Annotated in this window: 14 protein-coding genes and 1 pseudogene; 2 read left to right on the top strand and 13 right to left on the bottom strand. The window is 65.6% G+C overall.

Features of this window, described 5'->3' with window-relative positions:
* Positions 1-7: 7 nt before the first annotated feature.
* From NO360_RS15200 to NO360_RS15175, 6 genes and pseudogenes are all read right to left on the bottom strand, one after another.
* Positions 8-160 (bottom strand): annotated as a pseudogene (locus tag NO360_RS15200) (DUF6760 family protein); the annotation flags it as partial.
* Positions 157-651, bottom strand: coding sequence for a hypothetical protein (locus NO360_RS15195; RefSeq protein ID WP_256308693.1), 495 nt, complete (start codon positions 649-651; stop codon positions 157-159). The pseudogene NO360_RS15200 and the gene NO360_RS15195, both read right to left, overlap by 4 nt.
* A complete protein-coding gene (locus tag NO360_RS15190; protein WP_256308692.1) occupies positions 648-1,088 on the bottom strand; it encodes a phage tail protein in 441 nt (146 codons plus the stop codon). The genes NO360_RS15195 and NO360_RS15190 overlap by 4 nt, the downstream gene beginning before the upstream one ends.
* An 18-nt stretch (positions 1,089-1,106) precedes the next feature.
* Complete coding sequence (locus tag NO360_RS15185; protein WP_256308691.1) at positions 1,107-3,725, bottom strand: phage tail sheath C-terminal domain-containing protein; 2,619 nt, start codon at positions 3,723-3,725, stop codon at positions 1,107-1,109.
* 224 nt (positions 3,726-3,949) lie between these two features.
* Positions 3,950-4,798, bottom strand: a complete 849-nt coding sequence (locus NO360_RS15180; RefSeq protein WP_256308690.1) for a hypothetical protein — start codon at positions 4,796-4,798, stop codon at positions 3,950-3,952.
* A complete protein-coding gene (locus NO360_RS15175; protein ID WP_256308689.1) occupies positions 4,795-5,403 on the bottom strand; it encodes a Pvc16 family protein in 609 nt (202 codons plus the stop codon). The genes NO360_RS15180 and NO360_RS15175 overlap by 4 nt, the downstream gene beginning before the upstream one ends.
* 355 nt (positions 5,404-5,758) lie before the next feature.
* Between NO360_RS15175 and NO360_RS15170 the strand changes: the two genes are divergently transcribed.
* On the top strand, positions 5,759-6,592 hold the full coding sequence (locus NO360_RS15170; RefSeq protein WP_256308688.1) for a hypothetical protein: 834 nt from the start codon (positions 5,759-5,761) through the stop codon (positions 6,590-6,592).
* Between the two features lie 1,072 nt (positions 6,593-7,664).
* On the opposite strand, the gene NO360_RS15165 is transcribed toward NO360_RS15170, so the two are convergent.
* The 5 genes from NO360_RS15165 to dgoD form a co-directional block, all read right to left on the bottom strand.
* A complete protein-coding gene (locus tag NO360_RS15165) occupies positions 7,665-8,468 on the bottom strand; it encodes a class I fructose-bisphosphate aldolase (RefSeq protein WP_256308687.1) in 804 nt (267 codons plus the stop codon).
* 114 nt (positions 8,469-8,582) lie between these two features.
* A complete protein-coding gene (locus NO360_RS15160) occupies positions 8,583-9,719 on the bottom strand; it encodes a hypothetical protein (RefSeq protein ID WP_256308686.1) in 1,137 nt (378 codons plus the stop codon).
* Between the two features lie 98 nt (positions 9,720-9,817).
* The gene (locus NO360_RS15155) at positions 9,818-10,843 is read right to left on the bottom strand and encodes a zinc-dependent alcohol dehydrogenase family protein (protein ID WP_256308685.1); all 1,026 of its coding nucleotides are present in this window, start codon (positions 10,841-10,843) and stop codon (positions 9,818-9,820) included.
* A 108-nt stretch (positions 10,844-10,951) separates the two neighbouring features.
* Positions 10,952-11,986, bottom strand: coding sequence for an NAD(P)-dependent alcohol dehydrogenase (locus tag NO360_RS15150; RefSeq protein WP_256308684.1), 1,035 nt, complete (start codon positions 11,984-11,986; stop codon positions 10,952-10,954).
* A gap of 101 nt (positions 11,987-12,087) precedes the next feature.
* Positions 12,088-13,239, bottom strand: coding sequence for a galactonate dehydratase (gene dgoD / locus NO360_RS15145; protein ID WP_256308683.1), 1,152 nt, complete (start codon positions 13,237-13,239; stop codon positions 12,088-12,090).
* A gap of 189 nt (positions 13,240-13,428) precedes the next feature.
* Here dgoD and NO360_RS15140 point away from each other — a divergent pair, with 189 nt between their 5' ends.
* Positions 13,429-14,202: an SDR family NAD(P)-dependent oxidoreductase gene (locus NO360_RS15140; protein WP_256308682.1), complete on the top strand. Its 774-nt coding sequence runs from the start codon at positions 13,429-13,431 to the stop codon at positions 14,200-14,202.
* A gap of 55 nt (positions 14,203-14,257) precedes the next feature.
* On the opposite strand, the gene NO360_RS15135 is transcribed toward NO360_RS15140, so the two are convergent.
* Both NO360_RS15135 and NO360_RS15130 read right to left on the bottom strand, forming a co-directional pair.
* The gene (locus tag NO360_RS15135; RefSeq protein ID WP_256308681.1) at positions 14,258-15,721 is read right to left on the bottom strand and encodes a rhamnulokinase; all 1,464 of its coding nucleotides are present in this window, start codon (positions 15,719-15,721) and stop codon (positions 14,258-14,260) included.
* A gap of 15 nt (positions 15,722-15,736) precedes the next feature.
* A complete protein-coding gene (locus tag NO360_RS15130) occupies positions 15,737-16,390 on the bottom strand; it encodes a class II aldolase/adducin family protein (RefSeq protein WP_256308680.1) in 654 nt (217 codons plus the stop codon).
* Between the last annotated feature and the right edge of the window lie 79 nt (positions 16,391-16,469).

Below are 16,469 nucleotides of genomic sequence, written 5' to 3'. Positions count from 1 at the left end.
CACCGTCCTCGTTCATCCGTTCGTTGATGCGGCTGATCTCCTCACACCAGCGCCGGCGCTCCCAGTGGGGGAGCGACAGCACCTCCTCGTGCGCCCAGTGGAAGTGGTAGGCGACGAAGGCCACCTCCTCGAACAGCTGGTCGGGCGGGGTCCGCGTCATCGATCCTCCGGCGTCGCCCCTCTCTCCGGCGACTCCACCTCCATCTCCGGAGACTCCACCTCCATCCCCGAAGGAGTCCCGCTCGCTCCCGACCCGCGGTCGTTTCCCTCTCCACCCGCCGGGCCTCGGTCGCTGCTGACCTCGACAGTGAAGGACTCGCCGCACTCGGGACAGACTGCATCGACCGCGTCCAGCCCGCGTTCGTTCACCCGTTCGTAGAGGTCTTGAAGGTACGCGAGGTCCGAGACGAAGAGGTTCTCGATCACGCGAGGGGTGACCTCCTCGACCGCCCCGAGCTCCGTGACGACCCGCGAGAGGATGATGACCGTCATATACGATGGGTTCGACTGCACTCGCGGATCCGTCGCGGGTTTGATCTCGTCGGCTGCGGTGGCGAGCCGCATCACGCCGTCGCGGTGGAGGTCTCCGTCGTCGTCCGGGTACCCCTGCGGGAGCGTGAACTCGAACTCCGTCTGCAGGACCCCACTCATGCGGTGCGCTCCATTCCCTCGTGGGCGATCTCGATCGACTCGATGGCGACGTCACTCCCGCTGGCGTCGAGGTCGGGGGCGTCGTACTGCCGCACCCAGGCGTTCTTACACTCGAACCGGGGGCCGGCGTTGCCCTCCTCGTCGAGGACGACGATGGCGATTGACCGGCGCGCCTCGCCCAGTTTGCCCTGCTCGACGAGCTTGCGCCACTCGAACAGCGCGATGGAGTCGTCTGTCGTCCCCTTCTCCAGGGTGATGTTCCCGAAGTTGTTGAGGCTCCAGAGCTTCTGCGGCGTCGGCGGGTCGTTCCCCTCGCGGTACTCAATCACCTCCGTCGAGTTCTCGGGGATGTTGGCCGTGCTGAAGCCGGCGATGGCGATACCGTCGATCTCGAGTAGGAACCGTTGGTTCCGATACGGCCCGTGTCTGTCTGGCATACGTGTTTCCTCCGGTTGTCACTCCGCGCCGGCCGTCTTCTGCGAGATGCGGAAGATGACGAACTCCGCGGGTTTCACCGGGGCGATCCCGATCTCACAGATCAATCGGCCGTTGTCGATGTCGTTTTGGGTCATCGTCGACCGGTCGCACTTCACGTAGAACGCCTGCTCCGGCGTCGTCCCCATCAGCGCCCCGTCCTGCCAGACGCTCGTGAGGAAGTTGCGGATCGTCTGTCTGACCCGCGCCCACAGCTGTTCGTCGTTCGGTTCGAAGACGACCCACTGGGTCCCCTCGTCGATCGACTCCTCGACGAAGAGGAACAGCCGGCGGACGTTGACGTACTTCCACGCCGGGTCGCTCGAGGTCGTTCGCGCTCCCCACACGCGCGTTCCGCGCCCGCGGAACGTCCGGATACAGTTGACGCCGCGCGGGTTCAGGCTGGCCTGATCGCCCTTCGAGACGGTTTTCTGCAGTCCGCGGATCCCGCGGACTTGCTCGTTGGCCGGCGCCTTGTGAACCCCCTGTTCCTGGTCCGAGCGGGCGTAGATGCCGGCGACGTGGCCGCCCGGCGGAACGTCCTGGTCGCGGCCAGTCTCCGGGTGGCCGACGGTCAACCAGGGATAGTAAAACGCCGCGAAGTCCGAGCGCTCGGTCGGCTGCAGGGCGCCCGGCGGATCCGGCGAGGGCGGCGAGTTCAGGATGGCAACGCGGTCGCCCATCCCCGTACAGTGGGTCACGACCTTCCCCGAGAGCCCGCTGCTGTACTCGTGCTCGTCGGGGACGCAGACCATCGTGATCTCGTCGACCTGTTCGAAAGCGGCGAACCCGGTACGGTCGTCAGGGTCCACGGCGTCGCCGTCGTAGTCGCCGGCTTCGACGGCCTCGTTCGGGAAGTCGGCGTCGAGCCAGACGGTCCCGTTGGCCGGCCGCGGTCCGTCGTCCCGGCTGTTCTCGTCGACGACGTCGACGAGGGTCGAGTTACCGCTCAGAGTCGTTCCGTAGTGGTCGCTGGAGGCCGCTATCGGGGAGAGGTTGTCGTACAGCTCCTCGACGTCGGGGTCAGGCGCCTCGTCGAGCGAGCGGCCGGGATCCGCCAGCACCGTCCGCGCGACCGCACGGTCCGCCGGGTCGCGCCAGTACCTGACCGCCACCTGGAACAGGTCGTTGGCGGACGGGTCGTACAGCGAGGCGTCCGCGACGGTGACGGCGACGCCGGCCCCCCAGTTCCCGGGGCCGACGCCCGCGAGTTCGATCAGCGACTCGACGACGTCAGCCTTGATCACGACCACCACGGTACCGGTCTGAGCACCCGACTGGTACGAGAATCCCAACGTCAGATTCGCCTTCGCTGTGCTCTCGGTGGCCTGCGCGGCGTGGACTGTCAGTTCGACCGACGACCCGCCGGGGATCGTCAGGCCGCCGTCGTCTATCGCGTCCGCCTCGCGCAGGCGGAACGCGTCGCCTTCGCCGCTCCAGTTGACGTTATTCAACGTGACGTCAGCCTCTCCGCGGTTGTGGAGCAGGAACTTCCGGGTGTTTCCGACGACGAATGTCCCGAACGCTTGTGGACCGGTCGCGGTCGCGAGAGTCCCGTCGTTGCTCGCCGTTCCGCCCTCTTCGGCGAGTACCTCGTCCGTGAATATACCGTCGACTTCCAGGTTGACGTTCGTCGGGTTGCCGCTGTCGTCTTCGAGGGTCAGCGTCCCCGTCGGTTCCCCTTCGGATTCGGGAGTCGCGGTAACGAGTACCTCTACCGTCCCGCCCGGAGGCACTTTCTGATTCGCATACGCGTCAGGCTGGGCCATCCCGAAGGGAGCACCGGTCACGCTCACTCCGGGGTCACCCAGTGTGACCTCGGTCGAACCCAGGTTCTGGAACGTGACGGTCCGGGCCGTGGCCTCGCCGATGGGCACCGTCCCGAAGTCGAGCTTGCCGGTCGAGTACCCGAATGTACCGTCGTTGTTCGCGCTCTCGAGCGGGTCGCCGCGAGCCTCTCCAGTGAGGGGCACGTCGTCGGCGTCTGCCTCCCCGGCGACTGTCACTTCGAGGATGGTAGTCGTACCGTCCTCTTCGGACTCGCCGCTCGGGTGAGTGAACGTGACTGCGATGGACTCAGGATCGCCGGCTTCGACCGCAATTCCCTCCGACGGCACCTCGGTGACGACCTCGAAGTCGCCGCTCCGATCACCGGTGATCGCGAGGTTCGTGATCGTCACAGTCTCGTCGCCGAGTTCCGCGACCGGTTCGACGTCGACCTCCTTCGTCGGCTGCTGGTCGGCGGCGACGAGACCGAAGTCGAGCGTCTTCGGTTCGGCCCTGAGGTCGCCGACGGTCGCGCCGATCGCCGGGAGGTTCCCGGTCGCGGTCTCGACGTTCCCCGGGGTGACGCGCCCGACGTAACAGCGACTCCCGCCGTTTTGGAAGAAGCCCTGAACGGCCTGTGCGAGGTATCGACCGTCGACGACGCCCCCGAACAGTCGTTGGTAGTCGGCGTAACTCGTGACCAGTCGGGGTTCTGTCGGCCCGCGCTCGGTCTCTCCCAGGAATCCGGGCGTGCTGGTCCCGACGCCTTCTATCGGTTTCGCGCCGCGTTCGACCTCCTCGACGTACACGCCGGGCGCCTTGTACTGGGGCATCTACACTCCCTCCAGTCGCTGCCGAGACAGTTGCATACCACAAAGTACCAATGTGGCGTCATCTAATGAACCTTGTCCCATGTTCACGTCCCACTGATGGCCCTCCGTCAGTACGTTGGGCCGACTCGCTCCGTGGCGGTCCCAGTCTATGGACTCGCCTCACGGCAATCCCAGTACACGAGACAATTCACGTGGGGGGAAAGATTGGCCGTCGGAGGCGCTCGCTAGTAGATTCCGAGACGGTCGGCCGTGAGGCTCTCCCCACCGAGTTGGATCCGCAGAACGGTGAGCCGTCCGGCCTCGACGTACAGGTCCGTGTCGACTGTGGACCCGTCGGGATGACGAACCACCAGTCGCGGGTCCGGCAGCGACGCGGCGTTCGGTGGCCTCCCGTCGTCCGGTGGGCCGTTTCCAGGGGGTCCGTTCCCCGGACCATCGCCCGGCGGACCGTTCCCTGGCGGTCCATCTCCCGGCGGACCGTTCCCCGGATCCTCGCTGGACCCGCCGCCTGTGGACGCGGTCGGATCCGTGACCCGTTTCCCATCGCCGTCGCGGACGACGTCCGACGCCGTCGCGGGGACGAGGAGAGCGAACTCCCCGGTCGCCGTCGTCCGCGCCGTCGGCGCGAAGCCGTCGAGGGAGACGGCTGCGTCGACCACGGCGGTCCCGGCGTCGTCCACGACGGTCCCCCGAATCGTCGTCGTGCCGGGGGCGAACTGGAACGCCGGCGTCGGGGTGAGACTGATTTCGACCGGCGTCGACCGGTCGGTGACTTCGACCGCCGACGCGTCGTCCGGCGCCGACGTCGAGTGATACACCGTCACGCGCTCGTCGAAGTAGCGGTCGCCACCGTCGACCACGACGTCGACCGGGTCGGTCGTGAGATCGGGGAACAGATAGTAGCCGCTCGGATTCTCGACGGCCACCACCCGCTGAGCAGCGAGCCCCACCGTTGGGGAACCGAGCGGCCGACCCTCGGTGTACGCGTCGACGAGTTCGACCGCGAACGAGAGCTTGGTCGTCAGTTCGCCGACGCGCTGTGTGACCTCCCAGGTCTCCCGGTCCCGACTCATGACGGGGTGTACTCCTCGACGGTCCGTTCCTCGACCCGCCTGACCGGCCGTTCGACGCTGGAGTCGATGACGACTGGCGTGACGCGGTACGCGACAGACGGTTGGAACGCCTGGTCCCCAAACGTCCCCCAGAGGTTCGTTAGTTCGTCCATCGGCTGCTGTTCGACGGATACCTGAAGTTCGTCGTCGGCGAGCGACTCGGGGAGCATCCCGACGTGGAGAATCGGGTTGTCGTGAAGCACCTGCATCGCCAGCCCGAGCAGTTCGTGCTGCTCGCTCGTCGCCGCCGTCGAGACGCCGTTCTGGCTCCCCTGCCCGCCGCCGGTCGGGTGAACCGTCAACAGATAGTGGAGGTCGAGGACGAGCGGCGACCGTTTCTCGGCGTTCCCCGTCCGCTTCGGACGATCGACGTCCCGCAGGTGGCTGTTCTCGGTGACGTGGTACAGCCAGAGAGTGAGCCTGACGCTGCCGGCGGCGTCGGCCGGCGAGACGAGCGCGATCTCGCTCTTCTTGAACTCGATCCGCTGCTGAATCTCCTCGTGCAGCAGATCCACGAGCGTCACGCCGACGTCGGCGATGGCAGTATGGGTCGACGGAGCTGTCATCAACGGGCACCCCCGATCACGGGCGTCCTCTCGGTAGATAGACGCAACACTGAGCCGTCGACAGGAACCGATCGACCAGTGGGTTTCCCCCGCACGCTCGTCGTACGTAGCATCGATGCCGCCTCTCACCTCAATTCGTTGTCCAGTACGCAAAAGTTTTATTACTGACTTGGTAACACCTATGCGGACAACGACCAGAGGTCAATCGTGGCGGTGGAAGATCCGGTCATACCGACTGCGGTATCGGGAGGCCACAACGACTGCGGTGAAGGATAGACGAAAACGACCGTAGTAGGAGTTGGCTCTCTAGGCCGCTTGGCGCTCGCGAGCGCCATATAGATCGGGGACGGTCACAATGACGGAACACACGCTCGAACGGTACGCCAACGACGTGCTCGCCGCTCTGATCATCAGTTCGTTCGTCGCGTACGTCGGAGCCAGCGCGCTCGGCGACGTCGCCCTCGGGTTCTCGGGCCTCCGACGGTCCGTCTTCGTCAACGGAGTCGTCCTCGTGGTACTGGTCACGAGCGTGTGGGTGTTCGGCGCCCAGACGCTGGTGGCAGTCTCGAACCTGGCGAAGGTGGCGTTCGTCCCCGAGCAGGTGGACACCTCGTCTCCGACGGCCGACGGGGGCGATAGCGAGAACCCGGAAGGCGAAGGCGTACGCGGTCCGATCGCCGGCCACCCCGAGGCCAACCAGACACGACGACAGCGGATGATCCAGTCCGAGTGGCCGCCCCTCGATATCCTCCTGTCGTACGTCGTGTTCGCGCCGCTCTTCGTGGTGTTGCTGGCCCCCCTGGCGTGGATGGTCATCGGGGCTATCGAACCGTTAGTCGTGCCGGTCGCGGGCGTCGAAGTTCCGCAAGGCTGGCTCGTCACCGTGCTCGTCGTCGCCCTGATCGCTGTCGCAGTCGGGTGGCGACTGGCGGACAGATCCGGTGTCGCCTGGCTCGTCCTCGGCACGTTCCTGTTCGGCAGCGTCGTCGCGAGCCGAGTCGGCGTCGATCCGACGACGGATGGGTCGGCCGCCGGCTTCGAGCTCTCTATCGAAGGCCTCAGCGCTTTGCCGGACCAGTTTTTCGTCCTCTACTTCGTCTTGATCCTGGTCGTCGTGGTCTGGGCGTTCGGCGAGCGGGCGGCCACCGCCGTCGCGCTCGTTCGCAGACGGTCGACAGGCGAGCAGTAACTTCCAGTGACGGTCACGGGGGTCGGAGGCAGTCACTGAATCGCGTGGCCGAGAAAACACGCTCGACCATTTCGCCATACTGAGATCGGCCCCGGAGTGGACAGCAGGGCGAAAAAGTACGTCGGCGACCAGTGCGGGGGACGCCGTCACTGATATGTAAATATTTGTATGCACCGTCACAGCTTTATGCAGCAAGTCGTAAAGCCGAATCCCACAGGTTCCAAAGCACAGTTCCGGTTGATATACGTATATTTTCTGGATATTTAGCATACATTCATATATTCTGTCTACTGTTTTTTGTCTATATTAGGCTATTATTCCATCATAGAATTCTTCGGCGCGCAGAACAGAAATCACGCTTTCAAAATGTGTTAATTTTCGTTATAATTATTTATGTGATATTTTGGTTCGGTCGGGGCTGGCGGACGTTCCAAACAATACGCGATCGTAGCGCCTATGATAACGAACGTACGGTTGTTATTGTCTTCTGGCGGCAGGAGTCAGTGACATTTGATTAGATAATTATACTTATGTTGTGGGGACGATTGTTGGCAGACAGATCCGAAAAGAAAATATCTGGGAGAGATGTATCAGACCACCGCACGGTCGAGAGAGTATGTGAAACCTTCGTACTGTTTGGCGTGTAAAAGTATTTCAAATCGTAGTATTATCTTAATTCACTCTATAAATTTAATTTCCATACATTCTATGTATTAGTCTACTTTTCTATTTCAAACGCTAAAACGTTACTTTATTTTCTTATTTCTCAAGGGTCCATATATTCATAATATAATTTAGTGTATTATATTTATTATATTTTTCCAGGTTTTTATTTGATTGTAGTGACACACGAACATCGTTCGGTCCGGGAACACTCCGCTGAACGAGGGCTAGTTCAAGCGATACCCTACTGGAGTCTATCATCAATGGCTGTCAGCCCGAGAGAAAGTGAGCGACCGAAAAGAGGATTGATCATAACTCGGGACGCGGCGCACCGACTGTACCGGCTGCAATCTTTTGAAGCGTGGCAGAACCACGTCGAAACGAGGACTCTCGGCGGCGACGGACTAGCTCACGCGTCCCAGACGGCGTCGACCGACTTCCCCTCGTGGATGATGTCGTCGAGGGCGGTGACGACGCTCGTCGGGTCCGACGTCTTCCAGATGGAACGGCCGATCATAATCCCGCGGGCGCCGGCCGCGATGGCGCCCTCGACGGTCGAGAGCATCGAGGCCGTGGTCCCGGACTTCGGACCGCCGAGGATCATAACCGGGACCGGCGAGTGCTCGACGATCGGTTCGAACGTCTCGACGTCGCCGGTATAGGGCAGTTTCAGAACGTCGGCGCCGTACTCCCAGGCCATCCGCGCCGCCCGCGCGACGTACTCCGGGTGGGTCTCGAGTTCGGCAGGCACGCGACTTCCCCACATCACGGGTTCGACGACGAGCGGGATTCCCGTCCCGCGGAGCGCCTCGGCCATCTCGGCGATGTACGAGAGGTTGCGGACGAACATCTCCCGGTCGTCGCGGCCGAAGACGAGGACGACTTTCACCCCAAGCGGATCGAGGTCGAGCAGGAGCTCCGGATCGAACGCCGGAGTCCACACGTCCTGTCCGTCGTCGAAGCCGGGGCGCGTGGAGTTCGTCACGATGTCGGCCGTGACGACGACGTCCGCGCCGGCCTCCTCGATCACGTCGCCGTAACGGCGCGCGAAGTGCGGTCCCACCAGAACGGCGTCCGGGCCGCCGTCGAGGACGGCCCGCAGCGTCCTTTCCGGATCGCGAAAGCCCTCGGTCGCACCGAGCGAGAGGCCGTGGTCGATCGCCGTCACGAGTGCGTTGCCGGAATCGGTGTCCAACAGGTCGTAGTCGCTCATCGTGAATTCCCGAGCGAACCCACACGCAGAATTACCAAAGCGTTTGGGGTCCGGCTCACGTGCAGGGCCCGCGTTCACTGTGATTGATGGCCCGAAGGAGTCGCGCCGTCTCGCTCAGTCCGCGAGCAACTCGTCGTACCGCTCCACGGTCGCTCTGATCTCGTCGAACGACGGCGGCGACCCGGTCCGGACAAAACGGTTCGCAACGGCGTTCCCGAGCGTCAGGGCGGCGGCTTCGTCGAGGCCCTGAAGCAGGCCGAGCGCGAGTCCGGCGTTAAAGTGATCGCCCGCGCTGGTCGTGAGCGCTGGCTCTTCGACCCTCGGGACCGCCACGCGTGCCGCCCCAGCGTCCGAAATCGACAGCGAACAGTCCACGTTGTGACCGACGAAGCGCGACACGTTCAAACTGTCGTACACGACGGCTGCGGCCTCGGCGAAGGTCCGGTCGGGATCCTCGGCCGTTAGCCGATCCGCCAGCGCGAGCGTCTCGACGCGGTTCGCGCTAAGGGTGACGTCGGCGACCGTCGCGAGCCCGTCCAGCGGCTCGACCCCGGCCCCGATTTCGTCAGCGGTCAACTGACGGATGTCGCCGGGGTCGAAGAGGACCCGTTCCGGCGGATCCGAGAGCGTCGGCCAGAGGTCTTCTCGGAGTCCCGAGAGGATCGACGGCAGCCGCGAGATGACGGTCCAGTAGCCGATTCCCAGGAGCTCGGTGCCGTCGACGTGCGCGGCGAGCTCGTCGACCGTCACCGTCTCGGTGAGCGTCTCCCAGTCGAGCCGGAGGTAGCTCCCGGGTTCGACGAGCATACACTTCCCATCGTCGAACTCGACGGCGTGCGTCTCGCCGGGTTCACCGAGAGAGACCATCCCGTACTCGCCGAACTCGGCTTGGAATGCGTCTCGAACCGGCCGGCCGAAGGTGCCGATCATCGTCGGGTCGTATCCGATCTTCCCGAAGAACCGCGTGAGATGGGCGGTGTGGCCGCCGGTTCGGGTCCCGTTCCGGACCCACTCGATCGCGATCGAACTGTTCTCGGCCGCCGAGTCCCGGAGGCGGTCGGCGAGAGAATCGAGCGTCTGGATCGGCGTGTAGGAGTCGGGATCGTGACGGGTGTCGACCAGCTCCTGGACGGCGTCGATCATCCCGTCGAAGCCGAAGACCACGCTCCCGCCGTCGATCGACGCCGGCAACTGCCGCTGGCAAGCGCGTACCGCCGCATCGGTCGTCACGCTCGGCTGTGTGTCGCTCATACTCGTCATCCGACCAACCCGGATAAAACTGTTTGGGGACGGTCGGGTGGACGGGAGATACTGCGGCGGGAAGAGGTAGCGAGCAATCGATTGCGGATTCAGCGATTCGGATAGATGACCTTCTTCAGACCGTCGTTGTCGGCCATCCCGTCGAACGCGCGTTGCAGTCCCGAGAGGTCGAACCGCTCGGTTATCAACGGCTCGACAGCCACGCGGTCGCCCTGGAGGAGCGTCACCGCCCGGGAGAACGTGTTCGGCGTGAGCGCGAACGTCCCGACCAGTTCGAGTTCCCGGTAGTACACCTCGAAGGGATCGATTTCGATAGTCTCGTCCTGCGGCGGCACGCCGAAGACGAGGGTCGTCCCGCCGGGTGCGGTGATCGAGTGCGCCGTCTCGATGGTGTCCGGGAGCCCGACCGCCTCGACGCTGACGTCGACGCGGTCGACGAGGTCGGAGATGCGTTCCGAGAGCGGCGTCGAAGTCGGATCGACCACGTGGTCAGCACCCAGATCGGCCGCCGCCTGCCGCCGGTGGTCGACCGGTTCGGAGACGACGACCGTCCCCGCGCCGCTGGCGCGAAACGCCTGCAGGAGCAGGAGGCCGATCGGCCCCGCGCCGACGATGACGACGGTGTCGCCGGTCTCGATGTCGGCCTGATCGACGCCCCGGATGCAACACCCGAGCGGTTCCGCGAAGGTCGCGTGTTCGTACGAGAGGTCGCCGATCGGTTCGAGACTGCCGGCCGGGACGCGGACGTACTCCGCGAACGCCCCGTCGAGAATCTCGTCGCCCGCGCCGCCGATCGCGACCAAGTCCGGACAGAGGTTCTGCCGGCCCTGCTCGCAGAAGTGGCAATCGCCGCAGGGACGCCCGGGGTAGACGGCGACGCGGTCGCCCGCAGCGACGGCGGTCACGTCGTCACCGACCTCGACGACCTCGCCCGCGCTCTCGTGACCGGGGACGAGGGGGTACTCCGCGGGGAACGTCCCCCGGTACAGGTGGTAGTCGGTCATACAGACCCCGCAGGCCCCGACCCGGACCACCGCTTCGTCCGGACCCGGCGCTGGGCGCTCGCGGTCCTCGATCGAGACCTCGTCGTGGTCGGTGAGGACGGCCGCTTTCATTCCCCGTCCTCCCGACGCGATGTCTCCGAGCGCCCGTGCGTCCAAGAAGAGCGAGAGGCCGCCGAACCGAATCCGTCGCGCGGGAGTCGCTCTCGGGCGGACCACTCCTCACGCGTCGTCAACGGAGATCATCCCCTTGATCACGGTCGGCTCCATCGCGCGCTCGAAGGCGTCGTCGACGTCCGAAAGCGGCGAGCGGAAGTCGACGAGTCCCTCCACGTCGACGACGTCGTCGGCGAGGAGGTCGATGGCCGCCGGGTAGGTGTTCGCGTAGCGGAACGATCCGTGAACGTCGATCTCGTTGTCGATCACGTCGAGGACGTCGAGTGGGACCGCCGCCTCGTCCGACAGGCCGACGAGCACCACTGTCCCGCCCCGTCGTACTCCGTCGAGCGTCGACCTGATCGACGCCTCCGCCCCCGAGGCCTCGACGACCACGTCGGCACCGACGCCGTCAGTGTACTCGTCGACGGCCGTTTCGAGGTCGGTCTCCGCGATGTTGATGGCACGGTCAACGCCCCTTTCGCGGGCGAACTCGAGTTTCTCCGGCACGATGTCGGTGATGAGTACGTCGGTCGCCCCCGCCGCGCGGGCGGCCTCCGCGGCCAGCAGACCGATCGGTCCGGCCCCTGTGACGAGAACGGTGTCGCCGGTGCCGACGTTCCCGCGCCGCGCGGCGTGGATCCCCACCGACAGCGGTTCGCAGAGCGCCCCTTCCACCGTCGAAACGGTCCCCGGGAGCTCGTAGGCGAAATCGGCCGGCCAGGAGACGTACTCCGCGAACGCCCCGTCGTGCGGAGGCGTCGCCATAAACTCGACCGACTCGCAGAGGTGGTACTCGCCCCGCTTGCAGTGGGCACACCGTCGGCAGGGGACGCCGGGCTCCAGCGCGACTCGATCGCCCGGTTCGAGCCCGGTGACGTTCTCGCCGACCTCGACGACCTCGCCCGCGCTCTCGTGGCCCAACACGAGCGGCTCCTCGACGACGTAGTCGCCGATCCGGCCGTGCTCGTAGTAGTGGACGTCCGAGCCGCAGATACCGACGTCTCGTATCGCGACGAGCACGTCCTCCGGCCCGGGCGTCGGCCGCCCCCGGTCCTGCAGTTCGAACTCCGTCGGTTCGACTAACACAGCGGTTCGCATACGAGAGACCACGGTAATCGGGTATTAAAATCTACGGGTGACGTTGCGGTGAACGGACGTCTCCTCACGAGGCGCGGGGGTTCGACCCGCCGGCGGAACAGTCACCACTCGGCGACGCTGCTGTCCTCGTGGTGCCAGACCGGGTTGTACCAGTTGACCTGCGCCTCGGCCTGTTCTCTGACGCGCTCCTCGTCGATCTCGATTCCGAGACCGGGGCCGGTTGGGCGCTCGACGTACCCGTCTTCGAACTCGAACGTGTTCGGGTTTTCGAGGAATGCCAGGCGCTGGCTCTTCTCGGGCGCGTCCAGGCCGAGGTCCTGTTCCTGCATCACGACGTTCTGCGAACAGAACCCGACCTGGAGGCTGGCTGCGAAGGCGATCGGTCCGAGCGGGCAGTGCGGAATGACGGCCACGTCGAACGACTCAGCGAGCGAGGTCACCTTCTTGAGTTCGCTGATGCCGCCGACGTGGGTGACGTCCGGCTGGATGACGGCGACCGCGTCGTCGACGAACAGTTGTTTGAAATCGTAGCGGGAGTAGAACCGCTCGCCGGTGGCGATCGGAATCGTCGTCCGGTCGCTGATCGCGGCGAACCCCTCGGTGTGTTCGGGGAGGAGCGGCTGGTCGATGAACATCAGATCGTACGGTTCGAGCCGGCGGACGAGTTCGGCGGCCATCGGCTTCGAGACGCGGCCGTGGAAGTCGACGCCGAGGTAGGCGTCGTCGCCGAGCGCCTCCCTGACCGCCGCCACCCGATCGACGGCCCGATCGACGACGGCCGGCGTCTCCAGCGGTCGGAACTCCCGAGCGAAGTTGAGTTTGAACGCGCGGTAGCCCTTCTCGTAGTCCTCGCGGGCCGAACGCGCGATGTTCTCGGGGCTCTCCCCGCCGAGCCACTGGTAGACGAGCATCCGATCGCGGACGTACCCCCCGAGCAGTTCGTGGACCGGGGCGCCGTAGTGGCGACCCTTGATGTCCCAGAGCGCGTGATCGATGCCAGCGAGCGCGCTCATCAGGATCGGTCCACCGCGGAAGTAGCCGCTCTGGTAGAGCTTCCGCCACTGGTACTCGGTGCGGAGCGGGTCGGTCCCGAGGAGGTACCCCTCCACCAGTTCGCCGACCGCGGTCCGGACCGTGTCGAGTCGACCCTGGATGATCGGCTCGCCCCAGCCGACGAGTCCTTCGTCGGTCTCCAGTTTCAGGAGCAACCACCGCGGGGGGACGGCGAACAGTTCGTAATCCGTGATTTGCATAGCCGTTGCAACTCCGAGCAGGCACTTGAATGGGCGGGCTCCGAATCGGGGGAGGGCGGGGCCGGTGGGCGCCGACGGGGAGTACCGGTCGGGAGCCGCCGACGGGGAGCACCGATCGGGGGCCGCCGATTCCGAGGAGGAGCAGCCACATAGATTTAATTACGGTGGACCCGCCTATACGGACGACGTATGAGCGTACTGGAGAGTTTCTCTCTCGACGGAGAGGTCGCTGTCGTTACCGGTGCCGCACAGGGACTCGGCAAGCAGATGGCGGCGGCGCTCGCGGAGATGGGCGCCGACGTGGCGATCGCCGACGTGAATCACGAAAAGGCAGAGCGGACCGCCGCGGAACTCGACGGGGAGACGGACGTGATCCCCGTGGAAGCGGACGTCACCGACGAGGCCTCTGTCGAGGCGATGGTCGAGGCGGTTACCGACCGTCTCGGGCCGATCGACGTGCTCGTCAACAACGCCGGCATCGTCGAGCATTCGCCCGCCGAGGAGACCTCGATCGAGTCCTGGCGGCGCGTGCTCTCGGTCAACCTCGACGGCGTCTTCCTCTGTGCCAAGCACGTCGGGAGAGAGATGTTGGACAGGGGAGAGGGCCGCATCGTCAACGTCGCCTCGATGTCGGGCATCGACGTCAACGTGCCCCAGAAGCAGGCCAGTTACAACAGCACGAAGGCCGGCGTGTCGATGCTCACGAAGTCGCTCGCCGTCGAGTGGGCCGACCGCGGCGTCCGGGTCAACGCCATCGCGCCGGGCTATATGCGGACCGAACTCGTCGACGAGACGCTCGAAGCGGATCCGGAGATGGAGGAGACCTGGCTGGAGAACACGCCGATGGGTCGCCTCGGACGGCCGGAGGAGCTACAGGAACTGGTCGTCTACCTCGCCTCCGACGCCTCCTCGTATATGACCGGCTCGACGGTCGTGATAGACGGCGGCTACACGTCGCGGTAGCGTCGGGACGCACGAATCGGGGGGACCGCCACGCGCGGGTCGGACAGGAGAGAAATCAGACGTCGGTCGGGAGGTCCCGCATCCGTTCTTTCGCGGGCTCCCAGTCCGCCGATTCAGCGGGCTCGTACGTCGTGCGGTCGACGGCCTCTTCGACGAGTCGACGCCCCGCCTCGACGTTCGGGAGAGTGCCGACCGCGACCGCCTGCGTCAGGACGTTGCCGACGGCGGTCGCCTCCACCGGCCCGGCCGTCACCGGCCGGTCGGTCGCCTCCGCCAGGAGCCGACAGAACAGGTCGTTGCGGACGCCGCCTCCGCCGAGCGCGATCCGCGCCGGTGGCTCGCCGGTGGCCGCGGCCAACGCGTCGAACGCGAGCGCCGTTTTCGTCACCACGCTGTCCAGCAGGCAGCGGACGACCTCGCCCTGGGTGATCGGCTCCGGCTGGTCCGTCCGCCGGCAGTACGAGCGAACCTGTTCCGGCATCGCCCCCTCGATCGATAACGCCTCGGCGTCAGGGTCAACGAGCGCGCGACGCGGTTCGACCTCCCGAGCCGACGACAGGAGACGCTCGTAGTCGACGGGATGCCCCGCTTCCCGCCATGCCGCGCGGCACTCCTCCAGCAGAAAGAACCCGTTGACGTTCTTCAGGAAGCGGACCGTCCCGTCGGCCCCGAGTTCGTTCGAGAACGCCCGGTCGAAGGCCGCCTCGGTTCGGACCGGGTCGTCGCGCTCGACGCCCAGAATGAACCACGATCCGGTGTTGAGAAACGCGGCGTCCGCGGAGAGCGGGAGCCCCGCAACGGCCGCCGCAGTGTCGTGACTGGCGGGCGTGACGAGTTCCGGCGGCGCGTCCGGATCCGGCGCAAACCGTTCGTCCACCGGACCCACCCGCTCGCCCGGCTCGGCGAGCGTCGGCAGCAGGTCGGTCGGCAGTCCCAGTTCGTCGAGCAGGTCCGTCGCCCACTCGCGACGCCCCGCATCGACCATCTGCGTGGTCGAGGCGATCGTCACCTCGCCCGTCGGCCGGCCGCCGAGCAGGAACGAGAGCAACTGCGGCATCAACAGCAGCCGGTCGGCGCGATCGAGCAGTTCCGGCTCCCGCTCGGCGATCGTGTGGAGCTGCCACAGCGTGTTCGGCGTGTTCCAGTTCGTGAGGCCGGTAGCGTCGAACAGCCGTCGCTTCCCGACCGCCTCGAACAGTTCCTCGCGGGTGGCGGTGGCCTCGGGATCGCGGTACGACGTCGGCGCGCGCAGGAGTTCGCCGTCCGCTAGGAGGCCGAAGTCCAGTCCCCAGGTGTCGATGCCGACGGTGTCCAGTCGGTCCGCGCGGTCGGCGGCGGCCGCCAGTCCGGCCTCGATCGCGTCCACCAGCGTGTCGACGTCCCAGACGTACCGGCCGTCGCGGTCGACCGGCCGGTTGTCGAACCGGTAGACTTCGCTGACGTCGAACGTCGATGGCGTGACGCGACCGAGATACACCGTTCCGCCGCTGGCACCCAGGTCGATGGCGACGTGGTTCATCGGCTCAGTACCCGGTCACTGCCCGTAATTGTTCAGTTTGCCACTCAGGCGATCGATCTCCTCGTCCGGGAGGATCTCCGGGTCGCCGATAGCGCGGGCCTGGTAGTGGATTCGGGCGCAGTACTCCACCATCAGCGCGACGTTGTAGGCGTCTTCGAGGGAGTCGTCCGCGGTCAACACGCCGTGGTTGCGAAGCAGCGTCGCGTTGTAGGAGTCCCCGAGGGCGTCGACCGCGGCCTCGCCGAGGTCCGCCGTCGCGTGCGTCGCGTACTCCGAGGCCGGGACCTCCGTGCCCGTGAACGCGATGAGGTAATGCGAGGCCGGGATCGACTCCCCGAGGGAGGCGAACGTCGTGGCGTACGGCGAGTGGGTGTGGACCACACCGCCGACGTCCGGACGCTCCCGGTAGACCGCCAAGTGCATCGGGACCTCCGTGGAGGGCTCGACCTCGCCCTCGACGACGTTGCCGTCGGTGTCGACGATCGGCACGTCGGACGGATCGATCTCCTCGTATGGGATCCCCGAGGGGCTGATCGCGACGTGGTGCTCGTCGAGTCGAGCACTGAGGTTGCCGCCGGTTCCGGTGGTCAGATCGTCCTCCAGCAGGCTCCGACCGTACTCACAGATTGCCTTGCGTGTCTCGTAGTGGGTGATGTCCGTGTCTGACATAGTTCGTGACGTGGGAATGTTTTCGTGCGTTCCTAAATCGTTCGGTGTGGTCGACGAGGTGTCGATGGCGTCGCGCGAT

It is taken from the genome of Halobellus litoreus (assembly GCF_024464595.1).
GTDB lineage: Archaea > Halobacteriota > Halobacteria > Halobacteriales > Haloferacaceae > Haloquadratum > Haloquadratum litoreum.
Note: the sequence above shows the minus strand (reverse complement) of the source record. Positions and strands in the feature narration are given on the sequence as shown.

Excerpts from the sequence above, each read along its gene's own strand:
- NO360_RS15195 (WP_256308693.1), bottom strand. The coding sequence starts at position 651 with ATGAGTGGGGTCCTGCAGACGGAGTTCGAGTTCACGCTCCCGCAGGGG.
- NO360_RS15190 (WP_256308692.1), bottom strand. The coding sequence starts at position 1,088 with ATGCCAGACAGACACGGGCCGTATCGGAACCAACGGTTCCTACTCGAG.
- NO360_RS15185 (WP_256308691.1), bottom strand. The coding sequence starts at position 3,725 with ATGCCCCAGTACAAGGCGCCCGGCGTGTACGTCGAGGAGGTCGAACGC.
- NO360_RS15180 (WP_256308690.1), bottom strand. The coding sequence starts at position 4,798 with ATGAGTCGGGACCGGGAGACCTGGGAGGTCACACAGCGCGTCGGCGAA.
- NO360_RS15175 (WP_256308689.1), bottom strand. The coding sequence starts at position 5,403 with ATGACAGCTCCGTCGACCCATACTGCCATCGCCGACGTCGGCGTGACG.
- NO360_RS15170 (WP_256308688.1), top strand. The coding sequence starts at position 5,759 with ATGACGGAACACACGCTCGAACGGTACGCCAACGACGTGCTCGCCGCT.
- NO360_RS15165 (WP_256308687.1), bottom strand. The coding sequence starts at position 8,468 with ATGAGCGACTACGACCTGTTGGACACCGATTCCGGCAACGCACTCGTG.
- NO360_RS15160 (WP_256308686.1), bottom strand. The coding sequence starts at position 9,719 with ATGAGCGACACACAGCCGAGCGTGACGACCGATGCGGCGGTACGCGCT.
- NO360_RS15155 (WP_256308685.1), bottom strand. The coding sequence starts at position 10,843 with ATGAAAGCGGCCGTCCTCACCGACCACGACGAGGTCTCGATCGAGGAC.
- NO360_RS15150 (WP_256308684.1), bottom strand. The coding sequence starts at position 11,986 with ATGCGAACCGCTGTGTTAGTCGAACCGACGGAGTTCGAACTGCAGGAC.
- dgoD (WP_256308683.1), bottom strand. The coding sequence starts at position 13,239 with ATGCAAATCACGGATTACGAACTGTTCGCCGTCCCCCCGCGGTGGTTG.
- NO360_RS15140 (WP_256308682.1), top strand. The coding sequence starts at position 13,429 with ATGAGCGTACTGGAGAGTTTCTCTCTCGACGGAGAGGTCGCTGTCGTT.
- NO360_RS15135 (WP_256308681.1), bottom strand. The coding sequence starts at position 15,721 with ATGAACCACGTCGCCATCGACCTGGGTGCCAGCGGCGGAACGGTGTAT.
- NO360_RS15130 (WP_256308680.1), bottom strand. The coding sequence starts at position 16,390 with ATGTCAGACACGGACATCACCCACTACGAGACACGCAAGGCAATCTGT.